Annotated in this window: 13 protein-coding genes; 2 read left to right on the top strand and 11 right to left on the bottom strand. The window is 48.0% G+C overall.

Translation table 11 applies throughout. The annotated features are described in order from the left end of the window. Position 1 precedes the first annotated feature (1 nt). From HEM79_RS11630 to HEM79_RS11620, 3 genes are all read right to left on the bottom strand, one after another. A complete protein-coding gene (locus HEM79_RS11630; protein ID WP_176242831.1) occupies positions 2 to 2,350 on the bottom strand; it encodes a sensor domain-containing phosphodiesterase in 2,349 nt (782 codons plus the stop codon). A 1,100-nt stretch (positions 2,351 to 3,450) separates the two neighbouring features. Beyond that, positions 3,451 to 4,881, bottom strand: a complete 1,431-nt coding sequence (locus HEM79_RS11625; RefSeq protein ID WP_000918532.1) for an APC family permease — start codon at positions 4,879 to 4,881, stop codon at positions 3,451 to 3,453. 207 nt (positions 4,882 to 5,088) lie between these two features. Beyond that, positions 5,089 to 6,237 carry an MFS transporter gene (locus tag HEM79_RS11620; RefSeq protein ID WP_176242830.1) on the bottom strand — a complete coding sequence of 383 codons (1,149 nt, stop codon included), beginning with the start codon at positions 6,235 to 6,237 and terminating at the stop codon, positions 5,089 to 5,091. Between the two features lie 314 nt (positions 6,238 to 6,551). Here HEM79_RS11620 and ycaC point away from each other — a divergent pair, with 314 nt between their 5' ends. Further along, positions 6,552 to 7,178 (top strand): isochorismate family cysteine hydrolase YcaC, encoded by a 627-nt coding sequence (gene ycaC, locus HEM79_RS11615; RefSeq protein WP_000165876.1) that lies wholly within the window; start codon positions 6,552 to 6,554, stop codon positions 7,176 to 7,178. 36 nt (positions 7,179 to 7,214) lie between these two features. On the opposite strand, the gene HEM79_RS11610 is transcribed toward ycaC, so the two are convergent. The 8 genes from HEM79_RS11610 to lrp form a co-directional block, all read right to left on the bottom strand. Continuing rightward, entirely contained in the window at positions 7,215 to 8,078 is an 864-nt protein-coding gene (locus HEM79_RS11610) for a dimethyl sulfoxide reductase anchor subunit family protein (protein WP_000534710.1), read from the bottom strand. 1 nt (position 8,079) lies between these two features. Then, on the bottom strand, positions 8,080 to 8,697 hold the full coding sequence (gene dmsB / locus HEM79_RS11605; protein ID WP_000213098.1) for a dimethylsulfoxide reductase iron-sulfur subunit DmsB: 618 nt from the start codon (positions 8,695 to 8,697) through the stop codon (positions 8,080 to 8,082). Between the two features lie 10 nt (positions 8,698 to 8,707). Then, a complete protein-coding gene (gene dmsA / locus HEM79_RS11600) occupies positions 8,708 to 11,152 on the bottom strand; it encodes a dimethylsulfoxide reductase subunit A (RefSeq protein WP_000850273.1) in 2,445 nt (814 codons plus the stop codon). Positions 11,153 to 11,389: 237 nt separating this feature from the next. Next, positions 11,390 to 12,682 carry a serine--tRNA ligase gene (gene serS, locus HEM79_RS11595; protein WP_000886683.1) on the bottom strand — a complete coding sequence of 431 codons (1,293 nt, stop codon included), beginning with the start codon at positions 12,680 to 12,682 and terminating at the stop codon, positions 11,390 to 11,392. 90 nt (positions 12,683 to 12,772) lie between these two features. After that, positions 12,773 to 14,116, bottom strand: coding sequence for a replication-associated recombination protein RarA (rarA, locus tag HEM79_RS11590; RefSeq protein WP_105285194.1), 1,344 nt, complete (start codon positions 14,114 to 14,116; stop codon positions 12,773 to 12,775). Between the two features lie 10 nt (positions 14,117 to 14,126). Further along, complete coding sequence (gene lolA, locus HEM79_RS11585) at positions 14,127 to 14,738, bottom strand: outer membrane lipoprotein chaperone LolA (protein ID WP_176242829.1); 612 nt, start codon at positions 14,736 to 14,738, stop codon at positions 14,127 to 14,129. 158 nt (positions 14,739 to 14,896) lie between these two features. Next, on the bottom strand, positions 14,897 to 18,928 hold the full coding sequence (ftsK, locus tag HEM79_RS11580; RefSeq protein ID WP_176242828.1) for a DNA translocase FtsK: 4,032 nt from the start codon (positions 18,926 to 18,928) through the stop codon (positions 14,897 to 14,899). 134 nt (positions 18,929 to 19,062) lie between these two features. After that, complete coding sequence (gene lrp, locus HEM79_RS11575; protein WP_000228473.1) at positions 19,063 to 19,557, bottom strand: leucine-responsive transcriptional regulator Lrp; 495 nt, start codon at positions 19,555 to 19,557, stop codon at positions 19,063 to 19,065. Positions 19,558 to 20,101: 544 nt separating this feature from the next. Between lrp and trxB the strand changes: the two genes are divergently transcribed. After that, complete coding sequence (gene trxB, locus HEM79_RS11570; protein ID WP_000537426.1) at positions 20,102 to 21,067, top strand: thioredoxin-disulfide reductase; 966 nt, start codon at positions 20,102 to 20,104, stop codon at positions 21,065 to 21,067. The last annotated feature ends 11 nt before the right edge of the window (positions 21,068 to 21,078 follow it).

The following is a 21,078-nucleotide window of genomic DNA, read 5'->3' as shown; positions in this document are numbered from 1 at the left end:
TTTATTTTCTTTTTTTCGGTTTGCTGTCTATATGCCATTCTGAAAACGGTAACGGTTTCTGGTATAAGTATCCCTGAACATGAGAGAATCCTAATTTTTGCAATTCTCTGGCCTGACTTTCAGTTTCAACACCTTCAGCTATTACCGGCATATTTTCTTCACGAGCAAGGCTGGATATAAAGTACACAATCTTGTTAGTTTCATTGAAAATACCAGAGGTAAACTCTGAATCAATTTTAATACTATCAGGTCTTACTTTATAAAGTTTTTTCAGGTCAGCTAATCCACTACCGAAATCATCAAGAGAAATCTTGATACCGTTTTCTTTTAAAATGTTTATATTATTGTAAAAGCTATCATTTATATCTTTTACTGCTGACTCGGTGATCTCCAGACAGATTTGTTCAGCATTTACATCAAATGCATTAATTAAAGTAAGAACACGAGTGTGGAAGTCAAATTCATTTAATTGCCATGGAGAAACATTGATATGCAAGAGAAAATCGTTAGCAACCTCATATTCACGGCTAAAGGCACCAAATTCGCTAATAGCCGTTTCGAGAACAAAATAACCCAGTTCTTTAATTAATCCTATTTCTTCAGCAACAGGTACAAAAATTGATGGCGGTATTGCCCCATTTTCGACGGATAACCAGCGGCATAACGCCTCAGCGCCTACAACCCTATTATTATCCATATCAACAATCGGTTGATATACTAAATAAAGTTCACTACTCGAAATCGCTTTTTTTATATTTCCTGCCACCCACACCTTTTGATCAAGTTCATGAACTTTGATGTCATCATAAAACATAAATTCAGATTCTTTATTTTCTCGCATAGCTGTTAATGCCAGTTTCAGCTTCCCTTCATAAATCGAAACATTTCCCCCTGAAAAAGTTTCACAAATGGCAATCTTATGAATATAAATATTTCTTATGCAAAATATATGTTCAGGGAAGTTTAAAACAGATAATCTTTCGATGAACTCTTCGCAGTGAGTGTGGCACAGCAGCAAGTATGTTTCAGTTGAGACTTTTACGATATCACAATATTTTGAATATTTTCGTGATATCTTCGATTTTATATCATTAACAATTTCATAAAATTTCTGATTTCCATATATCGCCTCAACAAACTCTAATCCATAGATGCAAAGCATACCAACTGCCAAATAGGTTTTATTATTAGTTTCAATAACAGCCTTATTAATATAGAAGCAACTTCCTTGTTCATAGGACACAAGATTAAGTAATCGGTCCATACGCTCCTTGTATTTATAACTGATATTATTAATGATTTTTTTGAGTTCAACAATCTCGCTACTATCATTTTGCACAATATCAATTGTGTCGTCGCGATATACTGAACTGGCTAATTTTTTCAGATGTTCTATTAGTTTGCTGGATTCGCCTTTAATTTTTTTTGTTATTTTTTCAACGATATACCATAATAAACAAAAACAAACCAAGCCACATAAAAACATCAATGTAAAATATTTATTGATGTTTGCATCTTCTGCTTTTTGATAGTAAAAATAATGGAATCTGACATCAGGAAGCCTGGGGAGTGAGATGATATTGTCTATATAGTTGCCACTATTATTACTTATGTTATAACTTCCCGATGACTCGCGGACAATAAGATGTAACATTGATTTTTCATTACCTACCATAATCCTTTTATTTTGTTCCATGAATAGAATGTCAGCATCACTACCTAGTTTATTTAAAAAATTACTGAAATATCTTTCATCAAGATCCAGATGTATTAACTTCAGAGCAAATGAATCTTTTTCTTCTTCGGATGGTCGTAGAGAAAACGAAAAACATTTTTTTCCGGCAATACCATAACAATTATACCATGGTGACCATTTTGAATAAGTCCCTGCCGGTAATTTATTCCAGGGGCGTGATTCCGGGTTAAAGTAGTTATCGCTAATATTACCATCGTCCCCAATAAAAGGTTTACCGGGTTCTGATTTCCCCAGGAATTTTACCTCACCATTCTCAGCTCGAATAAAGCTAAGATATCTTCCATTATTGAGCATTATCCCCACTAAATTAACCGCGTCTATTTTTTTCATGCGATGAAGGACCGCTCGCTTTATTTCATCTTCATCATTTAACAGATAAATTGCATCTTTTAATGCATCAGCCTCTTTTTCAACTTTAGAAAAAAAATTATTCAAATTGTTATTGATGAGTATAAGGTTAATCCGTGAAGAGTTTTCTGCTATTTTTTTATGGAAGTCAATTGCGGTAATAAATGACAAGACAATATAGACAGTAACAGCTAATATAACCGCAGTGTTAAATCTTGAGTTTAATTTTTCGGTAATGCTATACATACTGGTGTTCTGACTAAAATGTTATCAATAGCTTTAATATAATATCGTATAAAGTTCTGTATATTAGATGATGTTACCCTCCTCTTTATGACTTTCTTAATTTCATTATTCCCATATAACAAATATGTCATGATGAGAAGATTAATTTTTTCTTAATTTCCACAAGTGATTATCATGCTTCTTATTTTAACCAGAACAATATTGTTATATGTAACACTCATCTTTGTATCTTTCACCCACGCTACCGCCTTTCGTTAATTTTTCAACGAAATAATTTAGATATGAAAAAATTACCCTGTAACAACACAACTAGCACATCCTGCCGAGTTGTGATATCTACTCTATAACTATCCAAAAGAGGTATTAGTATCTATTGTCAGTAATCCATTCTGTTTATTTATCTTATTTAAGACATGTGTAATACGACTCTCTTAGCCCAAATATATTAATCAGTAACTTTAAAGTAAGATTTAGTCAGAAAGTGATCGTGAAAATTTCACTGCCCAGGCTGTAATTTGTCCATCAACCTAACAGATAAATATTTTCAGGAACACACGTTCGATAAAACAATAGATGCAACATTAGAGCACTATTTTATTTTTAAAACAAAAGACTGTGAACTACACCAGGCATGAGAAGATTCTGTCGGGAGATGATTTTTGACAGATTAAAACACTATAAAATTTGATTTTAACAGAATATTACGCCAGTGAATCAATATACCATCTGCATATCCAAACAATAACTGCAATCATTCTCAGAAAATTTAACCATAATTAGCAACATGCAAATTCATTGATGCAGATCAAAAAATCCGAGTTTACATTACCACTCTTTGTTGAAAATTTAGCCGTAAAAATCATGTTATTACGATGCGCAAGAGTTTACTCCAGAGCCCCAAATAATAACTTGCAAAATAACCAATAATTAAAACTATCACCATATCTAAAAATAAAGATCTCCGATAACTAAAATTCGTATTATCACGGTAGCGTTGATATTCTTTCATCTCTTAAGAAAAGCTTAACTTTTGCCTTATCAGGCCTGATCTAATTTTAATCTATTTGATATCATAGCCCCGGCGAACCGGGGCATGATGACTATTTTGTATTCGCTTTACGTGCAAGCAGCGGGAATATTAGCCCCAGTCCAACGAGGACAAATGGCGTAGTAATGTTCAGTGCCAATTGGAATGTCCACTCTGCAGTGAAGGCTTCCATTTTAGGGAAAATTCCTGTCAGGCAGGCAAAAGCGGTAAAGGCAAAACACCATATCCCGACGGTCATTGCCATCGGCTTATTACGAATAAAGACATACTCTGGTTTATATTTCTGCGCCAGGCGAACGACAGCAATAAACGCAACAAATACCCACAAATAACGCAGCGGCATCACTACCGAGTTAAGATTCAACAGCCATTTATAGAGATTGTTCATATCACCGATGCCGAGAGTCGGTAGCATAATCAGGATCGCCACCAGCACCAGAGTCAGAAAATAACCATTAACCGGCGTACCAGAAGCGTTGGTACGACATAAACTTGCTGGAATATATTTGCTGTCGGCATCGCCTAATAACACTTTAAGCGGTGCATCAATCGAAAATACCAGTGCGGCAACTTGCCCCAGAGTGTTCGCAATGGCATAAATCACCATTAAGGTATTACCCATATTGTAATACTCCCCCAGCTTCTGGAAGGCGTAATACTGACCGTTAGTCATCAAATCATCGGGAATATTGCGCGAGTCAAACATCATCCCCATCGCCAGTGAGCCGAGAATCGCACATACTGCTACCATGCCTGCCAGACACAACATCCCTTTTGGAAATTCTTTTCCTGGGTTGCGTGTTTGGTTAACGTAAGGAGAAATCTTCTCAGCACCACCAACCGCAAAAACCAGCATTGAAATGGTGGTAATGTAGGTGAAATCGATATGTGGTATGAATGTTTCCCAGGTAATATTAGTAGTCGCAATATGCACTTCAGTAATCGCAGGCGCGGTTACCGCCATCGCCACATAGAGGAGCGACATGACAAACATCGCAATCCCTGCCACTGAACCAACAATTTTCAGTGACTTCATGCCTCGGGAGGCAACCCACATAAAGAAGATAAACAGCACCAGCGTTAACCCCTGTAACGCTACGACCGAATATTCTTTGATTAACGAACCATCGCCTTTCATCGCCCAACCGAGCGCGATCAGTATTGCCTGTGGTTTTTGTGCCAAATAAGGAATATGCACCACCCAGTAGGTCCATGCTGCAAGGTAAGCCAGCCCTGGCCCCATGGTATGTTTAATCCAGGTACTAACGCCCCCTCTCCCGTCTTTAAAGGTCGAACCTAACTGGCCGACAATCAGGGCATAAGGTGTGAAATAGAGCGCAAAAATAAATACCCATGAAAAAACAACCACCAGTCCCTGGTTGGCATAGTTATTTACAACGTTGCCAAAGCCCCAAACGGTAATAAATGACATCAAAGCAATGTTGTACCATCGCAACTGTTTTTCCTGAACGTTTCCAGCCATAGTTCGATCCTTCGCCAATATTTAATGGATATTTAGAAAACGAGGAATTATGCGCGGCAAACAAGACGTGCGGAAATAGCGGAATGCAAAATTATAACCTGCTGCACACTTTATTTTTTAACGAATAAAATTTGCTAAAAAATAGTTGTACAGCGGAAACAAAAAACAGAGTGCGAAACAGCCAGTTCACACTCTGCACTCATTCATTTACACGTGAGCAACGGGTTTTGGTGTATGACCGGCGTTGCGAAGCAGCATGAGTAAATAAATAAACGACACACTGGCGATCATGATAAACAGCAGATTATCAGAGAAATTCTGCATTAACATGGCAGTAAAAGACGGGCCAAGCAGACTACCGACGGTATAACTTAACAATAACGCCTGATTCATTGCCACCAACTGATGATGTTCAACTTTCTCGCAAGCCCAGGCCATCGCCACCGGATAGAGCGTAAAACCGGCTGCACCGAGGATGAACAACGCAGGTGCCATTGCCGCCTGACTTAACATCGCAATACTACCGAGAATGACGACAAATACCTGAACGCGCAGTACCAGCAAGCGACCAAATTTATCTGCCAGACGACCAATTGGCCATTGCCCAAGGATACCAGCACTAACCAGAACCGCCATCCAGAAGCCAATGCTGGCGTTGCTAATCCCTTTATGATTGAGGTACAGCGGCATCAGGCCATACAAAGACCCCAGAACGATTCCCGAGATAATACAGCCGTTCACGCCAAGCCGCGCCTGACGAAGTTTTAGCATTGACGTAATTGGCGTCGAAGCATGGTTCTCAGCCTGCTGATTCACGATACGAGTAAACAGCAGCGGCAAGATCCCTGCCAGGGTCAACCCTGTAGCCCACGGCAATACGCTCATCAACTCGGTTGAAACTTTACTGAGCAGTAACTGACCTAAAAACGTCCCCACATAATAAACCATCATATAGGCGGCAAGTAACCGCCCACGGTTACGTGACGTACCGCTGCACATCAGCGCGCTTTCTACCACCACCCAAATCATGGCGCAACCAACGCCTGCGACGAAACGCCAGGCTAACCAGCTCCAGAAACCAATCATCAAGCCAAGCCCGGCACAACCCGCAGCAAAAATAAAGGAAGCAAGGTAATAGCTGCGATTAAACCCAAAGCGTTTAATGAAATACCCTGTCAGTAATGTACCGACCAGGTTGCCGGTAAAATAAGACGAACTGACGACGCCGACCTGCCATGTGGGCAAGTGTACCTGGGCGAGCCATAGCGGCACGAGTGTATTTAACACCGCGATCGCCAGAGTCAACAAAAGTAGGCCAGACAGCAAAAGCATGACAGGCCGGGTATACGTGGACATGAATGAAAACCGTGAGGAAGTTCAAATTTCATGCGCATCATGCCACCGCCAAAAACATTGTCAATGGGTGAAAATACGTACATAACGCAGCGGCTGTATTATCGATTTATATTACTCATTCATAACACTAATAACGAAAAGATAATCAGTCTCATCTAATTGTTTTTATTGATCTAACGTAACGTTCATATGTTTAGTTCAGTCGAAAAATTTCATGGTCACTGCAAACCTGAATTTCCCGTCTATGCTTTCAGGGCAACGCATCGCGTCTGAACGATTTCAGGCGTACCACTGACTCTCGAAAGGAGAAGAGAATGACCAAACCGTATGTTCGTCTCGATAAAAATGATGCTGCTGTTTTGTTAGTTGATCACCAGGCCGGTTTACTTTCCCTCGTGCGGGATATTGAACCTGACAAATTTAAAAATAACGTGCTGGCGCTGGGTGACTTAGCCAAATATTTCAATCTACCCACCATTCTTACTACCAGTTTTGAAACCGGTCCTAACGGCCCATTAGTCCCTGAACTGAAAGCACAGTTCCCGGATGCACCGTATATTGCCCGTCCGGGAAATATTAACGCCTGGGATAACGAAGATTTTGTTAAAGCGGTCAAGGCGACAGGTAAAAAGCAGTTGATTATCGCCGGAGTGGTCACCGAAGTTTGCGTAGCATTCCCGGCGCTTTCGGCGATTGAAGAAGGTTTCGATGTCTTTGTGGTGACTGACGCGTCAGGAACCTTTAACGAAATTACCCGGCATTCGGCATGGGATCGTATGTCACAAGCAGGGGCACAATTGATGACGTGGTTTGGTGTCGCCTGCGAACTGCACCGTGACTGGCGCAACGATATCGAAGGTCTGGCGACGCTGTTCTCTAACCACATTCCTGATTATCGTAATTTGATGACCAGTTATGACACCTTAACGAAACAGAAATAAAAGAAAACCGGGGCCGAGACCCCGGTTATAAACATCTTAGCTGGCAACGGCCATCCCTACAGTCATATGCAACCCGTAGAACACGCCGCGCCCGATTAACTCACCAGCCAGAAGCAGGATGAATGACACGGAAAGCAGCGATACCGCAGGCTGAGAACCTTTTAACTGCGGTACAATCCACAAGCACAGTGCCACGGCGATAAGCACAATCCGCCAGGCCATCAGTGCACCGTAATCCGGCACTAACGCCGCTGCCTGCTGTACAGAAGAGTGAATCGTAGCGAGTTCAGCCCCCTGCATTACAGACATTACGCCGCTCACCACCAGCGCCAGCACTGAAATGGCCGGAAGTAAACGCATCACCCAACCATTAACCCCCGCCAGACGCAGTAACAAATATCCCAGCAGCGGACCTCCCATAAACATAGTCAGGAAGAAACCCATCGGTGTCCAGATGCTGTACCAGGTCGGTACGGTATCGATGCTGTTATAAACTCGCACCATCATCCAGACAAACACCACGCCGAGAATCATCGTCACCACCAGCCACAGCGTGCGTAATGCCGGTGACAGCTTTTTCAGCACTGCCAACAACCAGCCGATGCCACCTACGGCAAAAAAGATCGAACCACTGGCGATTTCGTTACTCAATGCCGAAGAGCCAACCCGGTTGAGTGAGTTAAAGGCGCGCATGGGTGAGCCAAGGTGAAGCATTGAGGCGATAAAGCCAATGCCCATCAGTACCCACAAGCCAAACATACAGGTAATCACCCGCTGTTGGGTATCGGCCCGAAGCTCGCCTTTCAACAAGGCGAATGCCAGAACGATAAAACCGCCCACGACGCACTGCCCGAAGACCGTGAAGATCATCAACGGCCATTCATGCCATCCACTTCCCATCTCACACCTCCTTCGGATTTGCCAGATAGCCAGTGGTATCCCCGGTTGGGCGGCTGTTGGCGTTAGGTTTGATCACAATATTCGGTTTGGTAAAGTGCGCTCGTGGCAATGGCGCAACGGCCGCCAGATCGCCGTGTTTTTTACGCAGCTCGTCGATGGGGCCGAAATCCAGCGCCCGCAGCGGGCAAGATTCGACGCAGATCGGCTTTTTACCTTCCGCTACACGGTCATAGCAACCATCGCATTTGGTCATATGCCCTTTGGTTTCGTTATACTGCGGTGCGCCATACGGGCAAGCCATATGGCAGTAACGACAGCCGATGCACACATCTTCATCAACAACGACAAAACCATCTTCACGTTTATGCATCGCGCCGCTCGGACAGACTTTGGTACAAGCCGGATCTTCGCAGTGATTGCATGAAATCGAGAGATAGTAGGCAAACACGTTTTGATGCCAGACACCGTTATCCTCCTGCCAGTCGCCACCAGCATATTCATAAATGCGGCGGAAGCTGACTTCTGGCGTCAAATCTTTGTAGTCTTTACAAGCCAGTTCGCAGGTTTTGCAACCGGTGCAACGGCTGGAATCAATAAAAAATCCATACTGGGTTGTCATCGGTTACTCCTTACACCTTTTCAACCTGAACAAGGTTTGTATGCGACGGATTCCCCTTGGCGAGAGGAGACGGACGTTGAGTGGTCAGTACGTTGATACAACCGCCCTTATCGACACGTTTTGCATCCGGGTCATACCAGGCGCCTTCGCCCAGTGCGACCACGCCCGGCATCATTCGTGGCGTCACTTTCGCCTCAATATGAACTTCACCGCGATCGTTAAAGATCCTGACCTTATCGCCGTTGCTGATACCACGTTTTTGCGCATCAAGCGGGTTGATCCACATTTCCTGGCGGCAAGCCGCTTTCAGCACGTCTACGTTGCCGTAGGTGGAGTGAACGCGAGATTTATAGTGGAAACCTGTAAGTTGCAGCGGATACTGTTTGTTCAGCGGATCCTGATAACTTTCAAAACCTGGCGTGTAGATCGGCAGTGGATCGATCACGTCGCCTTCCGGCAATTCCCAGGTAGCGGCAATGTCAGCCAGCGCCTGTGAATAGATCTCAATTTTGCCCGATGGCGTGGTCAGTGGATTAGCCTGCGGATCTTCACGGAAGGCCTTATAAGCAACGTGATGCCCTTGTGGATCGCGCTTTTTAAAGATCCCCTGCTTGCGGAACTCTTCAAAGGTCGGCAACTCAGGGATCGCTTCCCGCGACTGCGCATACAGGTGACGCATCCACTCTTCCTGAGTACGACCTTCCGTAAACTGTTGCTCAACGCCAAGACGTTTTGCCAGTTCGCTGGTCATTTCATAGATGGTCTTACATTCAAAGCGCGGTTTAATCACCTGATCGTTGAAAATCACGTAAGACATATTCCCGCAGGATGCATCCAGCGCAAAGTCCATCTGTTCGGAAGCGGTGCAGTCCGGCAGCAGGATATCAGCGTATTTCGCGGATGATGTCATGTGGCAGTCGATAACCACAATCAGCTCACACTTCTTATCATCCTGAAGGATTTCATGGGTACGGTTAATTTCTGAATGCTGGTTAATCAGGCAGTTACCGGCATAGTTCCAGATCATCTTGATCGGCACATCCAGCTTATCTTTTCCGCGAACACCATCACGCAGCGCCGTCATTTCCGGGCCACGTTCAATGGCATCGGTCCACATAAACATGGAGATGCTGGTCTGGATCGGGTTTTCGAGAGTCGGCATACGGACAAACGGTAAGCTGTATGAACCTTCACGCGCGCCGCTGTTCCCTCCATTGATACCAACGTTACCGGTCAGAATCGCCAGCATCGAGATAGCACGGGTTGCGATTTCACCATTAGCGTGACGCTGCGGCCCCCACCCCTGGCTGATAAACGCCGGTTTGGTACTGCCGATTTCACGAGCCAGTTTGATGATTTTGTCTGCCGGAACACCGGTGATTTGCGATGCCCATTCCGGCGTTTTGGCAACGCCGTCTGCCCCTTCACCCAGAATATAGGCTTTGTAGTGGCCATTTTTCGGCGCACTGGCTGGCAGGGTTTTCTCGTCGTAGCCAACGCAATATTTATCGAGGAATTCCTGATCAACCAGATTTTCGGTGATCATGACGTACGCCAGACCGTTAACCAGTGCGGCATCTGTTCCCGGACGAATTGGGATCCACTCATCTTCACGCCCGGCACCAGTGTCGGTATAGCGCGGATCGATGATGATCATGCGGGCATTTGATTTCTGACGAGCCTGTTCAAGGTAATAAGTTACCCCGCCGCCGCTCATTCGCGTTTCGCCCGGGTTATTACCAAACAATACCACCAGCTTACTGTTTTCGATATCTGACGGGCTGTTGCCATCCGCCCAGCCGCCATAGGTATAGTTCAGACCTTCTGCAATTTGCGCGGAGGAATAATCACCATAATGGTTCAGATAACCGCCGCAGCAGTTCATCAGGCGCGCGACCAGGGTATTTCCCGGTGGCCAGGAACGGGTCATGGTGCCGCCCAGCGTACCTGTGCCATAGTTCAGATAGATGGATTCGTTACCGTACTCTTTAATCAGCCGCTGCATATTAGTAGCGATAATGTCGTAGGCTTCTTCCCAGCTAATACGCTCGAATTTGCCTTCACCGCGCGCCCCGACGCGTTTCATCGGATATTTCAGGCGGTCTGGGTTATAAACGCGGCGACGCATGGAACGTCCACGCAAACAGGCGCGTACCTGATGCAGACCGTCGTAATTGTCATCACCGGTATTATCCGTTTCGACGTATTTGATTTCACCGTCCACGACATGCATTCGCAGTGGGCAGCGGCTACCGCAGTTAACTGTACATGCGCTCCAGATAACCTTCTCGTCAGAATTTGCCGCAATGGCGTTATCGACAGCGTGCGCTATTCGACTAAAAGGTAATGTTAATGCACTGCTGGCCATCGCCAGGCCACCGATCGCTGTCGTTTTAACCAAACCACGGCGACTCACCTCAGCAGCCAATACCGCATCAGGGATTTTCGTTTTCATAATGGCTCACTCAAGCTTGCTCACGATTAATTCCAGTAACAAACCGTATTGTGTAATTATTTTTATAGCTGGCGCTATATAGGCTTGTATACATCGAATGATTTGAAAATCAACGGGATAGGTAGATTTTCACTCGTAAGTAGTATTGCGCTTAAGTAACGAGTAATTATTGTTTGGTATCAAAGGGAGACAAAAAAAGCGCCCGCAGGCGCTTTTTAGATTCAGAAAAATTGGGTATTAGCCAATATATTCCAGTCCGTTCATATATGGACGCAAAACTTCTGGTACTTCAATACGACCATCGGCCTGCTGATAGTTTTCCATTACCGCAACCAGCGTGCGACCAACAGCCAGCCCGGAACCGTTCAGGGTATGAACCAGACGGGTTTTCTTGTCAGACTTGCTGCGGCAGCGTGCCTGCATACGACGCGCCTGGAAATCCCAGACGTTAGAGCAGGAAGAAATTTCGCGGTAGGTGTTCTGCGCCGGGATCCATACTTCCAGGTCGTAAGTTTTGCACGCGCCAAAGCCCATGTCACCAGTGCAAAGGATGATTTTACGATACGGCAGACCCAGCAGTTGCAGGACTTTTTCTGCATGACCGGTCATCTCTTCCAGCGCCGCCATAGAGTCTTCCGGGCGCACGATCTGAACCATTTCAACTTTGTCGAACTGGTGCATACGGATCAGACCACGGGTATCACGACCATAAGAACCGGCTTCAGAACGGAAGCATGGCGTATGGGCGGTCATCTTAATCGGCAGGTCATCTTCATCAATGATTTCACCGCGAACCAGGTTGGTCAGCGGAACTTCTGCCGTTGGGATCAGCGCGTAGTTACTGGTGTCTGCTTCTTCTTCCAGCGGACGGGTATGGAACAGGTCGCCAGCAAATTTCGGCAACTGACCTGTACCGTAAAGCGTATCCTGGTTAACCAGATACGGGACATAGTTTTCACTATAGCCATGCTGCTCGGTATGCAGATCCAGCATAAACTGCGACAATGCGCGGTGCATACGTGCGATCTGCCCTTTCATCACCACAAAGCGCGAACCGGTCAGCTTAACCGCTGCTGCAAAGTCGAGGCCAGAGTGCATTTCACCCAGCGTCACGTGGTCACGAACTTCAAAGTCGAACTCACGCGGGGTGCCCCAGCGGCTGACTTCAACGTTGTCATTTTCGTCTTTACCCACCGGCACTTCATCTGCAGGCAGGTTAGGGATTGTCAGCGCGATATCGCGAATTTCAGCCTGTAAAGCATCCAGCTCGGCTTTTGCTGCATCCAGCTCTTCGCCCAGTTTGTTCACTTCCAGACGTAAAGGCTCGATATCTTCCCCGCGCGCTTTCGCCTGGCCAATGGATTTCGATCGGGAGTTACGCTCCGCTTGCAGGTTTTCCGTTTTTACCTGCAATACTTTACGACGCTCTTCAAGAGCGCCCAGCTTATCTACATCCAGCTTAAAGCCCCGGCGTGCCAGTTTTTCAGCGACTGCGTCTGGCTCATTACGCAGCAGATTGGGATCGAGCATGCTTATCCTGTGCTTATCGAATTAAATGGGAGATGTGGCCACAGCCTGCGACCACAGGGATACAGTAACAACATTACCGCAACGATAACATTAACGGTAGCGTTTTATGGGGCTATTTTGATCCTGTTCAGCCAGCCAGGCGAGCTTTTCGCCAATCTTGCCTTCCAGCCCCCTGTTTGTCGGGAAATAATAGCGTGTTTGTGCTATTTCCGGCGGGAAGTAAACCTCACCGGCAGCATAAGCGTTTGCTTCATCATGAGCGTAACGATATTCCTGCCCGTAGCCCATTTCCTTCATTAATTTTGTCGGCGCATTACGCAAATGAACCGGCACGTCATAATCCGGACGTTCGCGAGCATCGGCCAGCGCGGCTTTAAACGCGGTATACACAGCGTTACTTTTTGGCGCACAGGCCAGGTAAACAATCGCCTGGGCAATGGCGCGTTCGCCTTCTGCCGGACCAACGCGGGTAAAGCAGTCCCAGGCAGCAATCGCCACCTGCATCGCGCGTGGATCAGCATTACCGACATCTTCCGACGCTATCGCCAGGCAGCGACGCGCGACATATAAAGGATCGCCACCAGCAGTAATAATGCGCGCATACCAGTACAGCGCCGCATCGGGTGCACTACCACGCACAGATTTATGCAGCGCAGAAATCAGATCGTAAAAGCGATCGCCTTTATTATCGAATCGGGCACTACGCTCACCGGCGATTTCCGTCAGCAATTCGGGCTTCAAAACGCGCTTGCCGCTGCTATCGACTTCGGCCATATCCGCCATCATTTCCAGCGTATTCAACGCCCGGCGCGCGTCACCATTCACCAGTTCAGCAATCGCACGGCGTGTTTCATCTGGCAGAACAATATCCTGCCCGCCATAGCCGCGCGTTTTGTCTTCCATTGCCTGAGTAAGTACTCGCTCAATATCCTCGGTCGTCAAGGATTTCAGCAGATAAACGCGGGCACGGGAAAGCAGCGCCGAATTAAGCTCAAACGAGGGGTTTTCAGTCGTCGCACCAATGAAAGTGATGGTGCCATCTTCAATATGCGGTAGAAAAGCATCCTGCTGGCTCTTGTTGAAGCGGTGCACTTCGTCGACAAACAGAATGGTGCGGCGTCCGGCGTTGCGGTTCTGCCGCGCCCGCTCGATCGCCTCGCGAATCTCTTTCACCCCAGAGGTAACGGCAGAAATACGTTCCACATCAGCGTTTGCGTAGCGGGCGATCACTTCGGCAAGGGTCGTTTTACCCGTACCCGGCGGCCCCCAGAGGATCATAGAATGCAGGTGCCCGGCTTCAATAGCACGCGGCAACGGCTTCCCCGCAGCCAGCAAATGTTGCTGACCGATATACTGTGCTAAATTTTCTGGCCGCATACGCGCGGCCAGAGGTTGAAAAGTATTATCCGAAAAATCGAGCGACAGATTGCTCACTCAGGTGCCTCTACTTACGTTGGTCATCTACCGTTACGCCTTGCGGCGGGGTGAAGGTAAATTTCGCTGCATCCACAACGCCATTTTGCTGGGACTTTAACTGATAACTGCTGCGCTGATCGTCCTGCTCCACCGCACTGAACTGATGGATCGTACCATCACGCCCCACATTAATGGTGAATTGCTTCAGATTGCCATTGCTGGTTTTCGGCGTGAGGATAAAGTCATCACCATTCTGTTTGATGTTGTACTGCTGCCAGTCGCTGGACTGGTTGCGGGCAATCAGCATAAACGGCGTATTACCGGTAGCATCTTTCAGCCAGGTTGCCGTAGCCTGCTCAACGAACGGGTTATAGAACCACAGTGTTTTACCGTCAGAAACCAGAATGCTTTCATCAGGTTGAGTCATATGCCAGTTGAACAAGTTAGGACGTTTCACCCACAGATCGCCCTGACCTTCCTGTACTGCAGCGCCGCTACCGTCAGTCACTTTTTGCGTGAAGCTGGCGTGGAAGCTGCTGACTTTATCCAGGCGACTTTTCAGATCGCTTGCGGCATCAGCCCAAACGCTGCCAGCCACAAAGCTTGAGAGTAATACACAGGTGATGGCAATTTTTTTCATCATGGTTCCTCAAATTACGTCACTCCCAAACGGGAGTTCCCTCTACTCTCTATTCCAGGCTAATAATCAGCTTGAGGAAAGAAGAAAATACTGAATTTTCAGTTGATAGTGTGCCGGATGCGACGCTATCGCGTCTTATCCGGCCTACAATGCCCTAATCAGTCAAACGGCGGTGGAGCCAGCACTTCACGATTACCGTTGTGACCCTGTTCGCTGACGATCCCCTGCGCTTCCATCTGTTCGATAATACGCGCCGCACGGTTATAACCAATGCGGAACTGACGCTGTACGCCTGAAATTGACGCTTTGCGTTTTTCAGTGACAAACTGCACCGCCTGATCGAACAACGGATCCAGCTCTTCTGCGCCATCGAAACCACCGGCTCCACCTTCGCTTTCGCTGTCGGAAGTGATGCCGTCAACATACTGCGGACGACCACGGGCTTTCCAGTCCTGCACCACGGCATGAACTTCCTGATCGCGAACAAAAGCACCATGGACACGTACCGGCATGGTGGAGTTCGGCCCTGAGTAGAGCATATCGCCCATTCCCAGTAACGATTCGGCACCAGCCTGATCAAGAATGGTACGCGAGTCAATCTTACTGGATACCGTAAAGGCGATACGAGTTGGAATATTCGCTTTAATCAGACCTGTAATAACATCAACTGATGGACGTTGCGTTGCCAGTACGAGGTGGATTCCTGCGGCACGGGCTTTTTGCGCCAGACGTGCAATCAGCTCTTCCACTTTTTTACCCACCGTCATCATCAGGTCGGCAAATTCGTCCACCAGAACAACAATATAAGGCTCTTTTTTCAGCACCGGATGCTGAGCATCCATACTGTCGCCCGGTTTCCAGTACGGGTCTGGTATTGGGCGCATCATACGGTCAGCTTCAGCAATTTTTTCGTTATAACCCGCCAGGTTACGTACACCCAAAGCCGACATCAGTTTATATCGACGCTCCATTTCGTTGACGCACCAGCGTAAAGCGTTGGCAGCATCTTTCATGTCGGTCACGACTTCCGTTAACAGGTGCGGGATACCTTCATAAACTGAAAGCTCGAGCATTTTCGGATCGATCATAATGAAACGCACATCTTCCGGCTGCGCTTTATAGAGCATACTCAGAATCATGGCGTTCACACCGACAGACTTACCGGAACCGGTAGTCCCCGCAACCAACAAGTGCGGCATTTTTGCCAGATCGGCAACGACCGGATCGCCAGCGATATCTTTACCCAGCACTATCGTTAATGGCGATGGGTTATCGCGGAACTTAGCGTTATCCAGCACTTCGCGTAGGTAAACGGTTTGGCGTTTTTTGTTAGGTAACTCCAGACCTACGTAAGGTTTACCCGGAATAACTTCAACGACACGAACCGCCACAGTTGATAGCGAACGGGCCAGGTCACGTGACAAGTTAGAAATACGCGCAGCTTTTACGCCCGGTGCCAGGTTCAGCTCAAAGCGAGTGATAACTGGCCCCGGAGAATAGTTGACGACATCGGCTTTAATGCGGAAGTCAGCCAGGCGCGCCTCTACCAGACGCGCCATTTGTTCAAGCGCAAAGGTATCTACGGGTTCCACTTCGCTCGGCGGCGGCGTCAGCAAATCCAGAGAAGGCAACGGCGTCGTCGGTTTGTGTAGCGGACGACTGTCGCCATTGCGCATTAACAGCGGATGAAGCAGGGTATCCTGCGGCTGTGGCGCCGTCGGTTGATGCGGCTGTTGATATTGCTGCTGCGGTGCTACCGGTTGTTGCGGCTGCTGATACTGCGGCTGCTGATACTGCGGCTGCGGTGCTACCGGTTGTTGCGGCTGCTGATACTGCGGCTGCGGTGCTACCGGTTGCTGCGGCTGCTGATACTGCGGCTGCGGTGCTACCGGTTGCTGCGGCTGCTGAACAGGTTCAACAATTGGCGTAAACAGCGGCTCGTGTGGACCATCATCCACTAACGCTTTCATCGGTGAAAATTCGAAATCATCCAGCGAGAACGGATTCGCCCCTGCCGGTTGTTCACCGGAATAACGCTGCTGCTGAGTCTGGGCAAACTGACGAGCCAACTCAGCCTCTGTCGCAGCATCTGCATCTTCCGCGTTCACTGGCACATCATGTTGATATTGCTCTCCATAGCGTTGCTGCTGCGTCTGGGCAAACTGACGAGCCAGTTCATCCTGCTGCATCGCATCGATTTCATCATCGTTATACTGCCCGCCAGCATCGTACTGGTTGCGCTGGGCTTCACGGGCTTTTTCTTCCGCCGCTCTCTGTGATGGCAGCTTAATGCCATATGACGCCAGTTCACGACGTGTTGGTACGCGGATACGCTTCGGTCGAGGTAACTGCGGGCCAATGCCCTCTTTCACTTGCGGACGCGGCGCACCGCTATTTGCCAGGCTGAAAACAGGCGCAGCAACCGTCGCTGCGGCTCCCGTCGCCAGGGTCGCTTTTTTCACGCCCGATGCCAGCGGTGAAACAGCGGCAGCGGCTTCTATTGGAGGTACTGCTGCAACAGAAGGTGCTTTCAGCGAAGATTTGAGCGGTTCTGGTTCTTTAACCGGTTCAGGAATTGGTTGATACCAGGCCGCAAGTTGTTCACGTTCACGGGCACGCTTCTCTTCCACTTCTTCAAAATAGTAAAGCGGCGGACGCGCAGGCTTTGTCTCTTCAACAACAGGCTCAGGTGTCGCGACAGGCTGCTGTTCAACAGGTTGCGGCTGTTGGTACAACGGCTCCTGAACGGCTGACTGCTGGTAAGTTTGCTCCGCCTGGTATGTAGACTGTGGAGCAAAAGTGGATTGCGTCTCTTCGGCTTGCCAGGCGTTACCTGCCACCGGCTGTTCCGGTGCAGGTGCATAATACGGCTGTTGAACCGGTTGTTCCGCTGCAGGCGCGTAATATGGTTGCTGAACCGGCTGTTCAGGCGCAGGGGCGTAGTAAGGTTGTTCCGCTGCAGGCGTATAGTACGACTGCTGTGGCGGTACAGGCTGTTGCAGCGGCTCATTATATTGCACCGCAGGCTGCGCATATTGTGGCTGCTGTGGGTAACCTTCCGCTGCAGGAGTAATAACCGGCTCGCCCGTTTGCGGCCCCGGTACAGGCTGCCAGGCTACAGTAGGTTGCGCAGGTGGAACATTAACAGAGGCAACAGGCGGCGTCTGAGTAACAGGTTCAACCGGCGCGGCCCAGCTTTGCGTCGCCGTGGTTGCAGCCGCTGCGGCAGCTACAGGCTCGGTAATCGGCGCACTATTTAATAAAGGATCGTATTCGTCATATTCAGGCTGCGTTGCACGATTGCCCGAAAACAGGACGTCATCAGGATCGGCCGCTACTCCGCGCGCAGTGTAGGTAACATCTTCTTCATCATCCATCCGCTTGCCGGAGAACAACGCAGCGTCCGTTTGCCGCCCCATCGGATTAATGAATTTTTCCGCCAAGCGTTTACGACGCGCTAACGCGCCACGAAGAATACGAGCACGGCGCGATTCATGCTGTTTACCGTGGTTTTCATCTTCGTACTCTTCGTCATCGTCATACTCATCTTCATCGACCCAGGTATCATCGCGACGGGTACGATTACTGGCGAAGGTGAGAATATTTAAAATCCAGCCGCCCAGTTTTTCGGCAATAGTCACCCAGGACCAGCCGGTAAACAGCGTCAGGCCCGCTGCCCAGACGCAAAGCAGCGCAATTGTTCCTCCACTGCTGTGTAGCAGAGGCTGTAACGTGGTGCTTAATAAGCTACCGATTACGCCACCGGAGGCAAAATACCAGATATCGTCGGCGTTAATGGCTGCCAGACCACAGGAGGTAAGGATGAGCGCCAGCACGCCAATAATACGTAGCGAAACGGCAAAATAATCAATGTATTCGTCGCTGGTCTGATGACGCCACGCAAACCAACAGCCACCGACAATGATGACGGGGATGGTGTAAGCCATCACGCCAAAAATGAAGAACAGGGTATCGGCCAGCCACGCACCAGGTGCCCCGCCTAAATTATGGATAGGCTCATGCCAGGCCGTTTGCGACCAGCTAGGATCCGAAGGGTTAAAACTCAATAAAGCTGCCATCAACCAGACGGCAAACAGGACAATAAGAATCAGCAACGCCTCCAGAAGTCGGCGCCCGCTGCTTAACTTTGTCAATGTGACTTCTTTGTCTTCAGTGTATTCCTGGCTCAAGAAAGGCTCTCCAGGTTACAGGCTTTTCCTGCCCGATGCTAAAACGGACAACAGTACCAAGTTACCCCAGTACTGTTGCTGTATGGATTAACAGGAGTGTAATCAAAATACGTCGATTTTGCACCTGTTCCGTGTTAGCGCGTCTTAATAACCAGACGATTACTCTGCTTGACTTCTTCCATAACAACGTATGTCCGTGTGTCATTGACGCCAGGCAGACGCAGCAGAGTTTCCCCCAGCAGCTTACGGTAAGCTGACATATCCGGCACGCGTGTTTTCAACAGGTAGTCGAAATCACCAGATACTAAATGACACTCCTGAATTTCTTCAAGTTTTTGTACAGCGGTATTGAATTGTTCAAACACATCCGGAGCACCACGATTCAGAGTAATCTCAACGAATACCAGAAGTGATGCATCCAGATAATGCGGGTTCAGCAGTGCTGTATAGCCCTGGATAAACCCTTGTCTTTCCAGCCGACGCACGCGCTCAAGGCACGGCGTTGGGGAAAGTCCCACACGTTTAGAAAGCTCGACGTTAGAAATACGCCCATCCTTTTGCAACTCATTAAGAATGTTACGATCGATACGGTCGAGATCTTTGCCAGGGCGCTTCTTGCTATCTACCATTATTATTGTCTCTCTGTATTCCTTCCCTACTCCTGTCTGACCCTGAAAACATCACTGTTCAGAGTCGCTACCCGTCACGATAGACCGAAATCATTAAGATTCACGGCGCGCAATGCCTGGGTCTACGGTGAGAAGACCGTTGCCTGGAGGCAGCTATCGACATCACGAATGGCGTCTGTCCACGCCATGCGTAGATTTCACTAGCACGGTAAACATGGTATTTACATGCATGATTATGCGCATATAAGAATACTGTTTTTTTCTTCCTCGAATGTTTTCGCAAAACGCCAGGTGATTGTCAAAGCAAAACATCGTTTTTTAGTACAACATGCCAGTTATTCATTAACAGTCGCGTTTAATCATCATTTAATCGGCTTATAAACCGAAAAAATTAAGTAGCAGGCGTGATAATGACAGAAGAATTTGACACGCTTATCGCTTCTGACGATTGCACAAATCGTTAACAAAATCGTCATACTCTTTTTTTACGTCTGTAAATTCCCTACAATCCTGCCCATTGTCTGCCAACAACTATGGGGATCTCATGGGCACGACCAAACACAGTAAACTGCTTATCCTGGGTTCAGGCCCGGCGGGCTATACCGCTGCTGTCTACGCGGCGCGCGCCAACCTGCAACCCGTGCTGATTACCGGCATGGAAAAAGGCGGCCAACTGACCACCACCACGGAAGTGGAAAACTGGCCAGGCGATCCAAACGATCTGACCGGTCCGTTATTAATGGAACGCATGCATGAACATGCCACCAAATTTGAAACTGAAATCATCTTTGATCACATCAACAAAGTGGATTTGCAGAATCGTCCGTTCCGTCTGTCTGGCGACAGCGGCGAGTACACCTGCGATGCGCTGATTATTGCTACCGGAGCTTCTGCACGCTATCTCGGCCTGCCCTCTGAAGAAGCCTTTAAAGGGCGTGGGGTTTCTGCCTGTGCGACCTGCGATGGATTCTTCTATCGCAATCAGAAGGTTGCGGTTATCGGCGGCGGTAATACCGCTGTTGAAGAGGCGCTGTATCTGTCTAACATTGCTTCTGAAGTACACCTGATTCACCGCCGCGATACTTTCCGCGCAGAAAAAATTCTGATTAAGCGTCTGATGGATAAAGTGGAGAACGGCAACATCATTCTGCACACCAACCGTACGCTGGAAGAAGTGACCGGCGATCAGATGGGCGTCACTGGCGTTCGTCTTCGCGATACGCAAAACAGCGATAACATCGAGTCACTCGACGTTGCCGGTCTGTTTGTTGCTATCGGCCACAGCCCGAATACCGCCATTTTCGAAGGGCAACTGGAACTGGAAAACGGCTACATCAAAGTACAATCGGGTATTCATGGTAATGCCACCCAGACCAGCATTCCGGGCGTCTTTGCGGCAGGTGACGTGATGGATCATATTTATCGCCAGGCCATTACTTCCGCCGGTACAGGCTGCATGGCGGCACTTGATGCTGAACGCTACCTCGACGGTTTAGCTGACGCAAAATAATTTTACAAATC

The organism is Escherichia sp. 93.0816, from assembly GCF_013368855.2.
GTDB classification, from domain to species: domain Bacteria; phylum Pseudomonadota; class Gammaproteobacteria; order Enterobacterales; family Enterobacteriaceae; genus Escherichia; species Escherichia ruysiae.
Note: the sequence above shows the minus strand (reverse complement) of the source record. Positions and strands in the feature narration are given on the sequence as shown.

What these genes read in the sequence shown, in the direction of transcription:
- HEM79_RS11610 (WP_000534710.1), bottom strand. Translation starts at nt 8,078, where the DNA reads ATGGGAAGTGGATGGCATGAATGGCCGTTGATGATCTTCACGGTCTTC.
- HEM79_RS11630 (WP_176242831.1), bottom strand. Translation starts at nt 2,350, where the DNA reads ATGTATAGCATTACCGAAAAATTAAACTCAAGATTTAACACTGCGGTT.
- ycaC (WP_000165876.1), top strand. Translation starts at nt 6,552, where the DNA reads ATGACCAAACCGTATGTTCGTCTCGATAAAAATGATGCTGCTGTTTTG.
- serS (WP_000886683.1), bottom strand. Translation starts at nt 12,682, where the DNA reads ATGCTCGATCCCAATCTGCTGCGTAATGAGCCAGACGCAGTCGCTGAA.
- trxB (WP_000537426.1), top strand. Translation starts at nt 20,102, where the DNA reads ATGGGCACGACCAAACACAGTAAACTGCTTATCCTGGGTTCAGGCCCG.
- lolA (WP_176242829.1), bottom strand. Translation starts at nt 14,738, where the DNA reads ATGAAAAAAATTGCCATCACCTGTGTATTACTCTCAAGCTTTGTGGCT.
- HEM79_RS11620 (WP_176242830.1), bottom strand. Translation starts at nt 6,237, where the DNA reads ATGTCCACGTATACCCGGCCTGTCATGCTTTTGCTGTCTGGCCTACTT.
- dmsB (WP_000213098.1), bottom strand. Translation starts at nt 8,697, where the DNA reads ATGACAACCCAGTATGGATTTTTTATTGATTCCAGCCGTTGCACCGGT.
- lrp (WP_000228473.1), bottom strand. Translation starts at nt 19,557, where the DNA reads ATGGTAGATAGCAAGAAGCGCCCTGGCAAAGATCTCGACCGTATCGAT.
- dmsA (WP_000850273.1), bottom strand. Translation starts at nt 11,152, where the DNA reads ATGAAAACGAAAATCCCTGATGCGGTATTGGCTGCTGAGGTGAGTCGC.
- HEM79_RS11625 (WP_000918532.1), bottom strand. Translation starts at nt 4,881, where the DNA reads ATGGCTGGAAACGTTCAGGAAAAACAGTTGCGATGGTACAACATTGCT.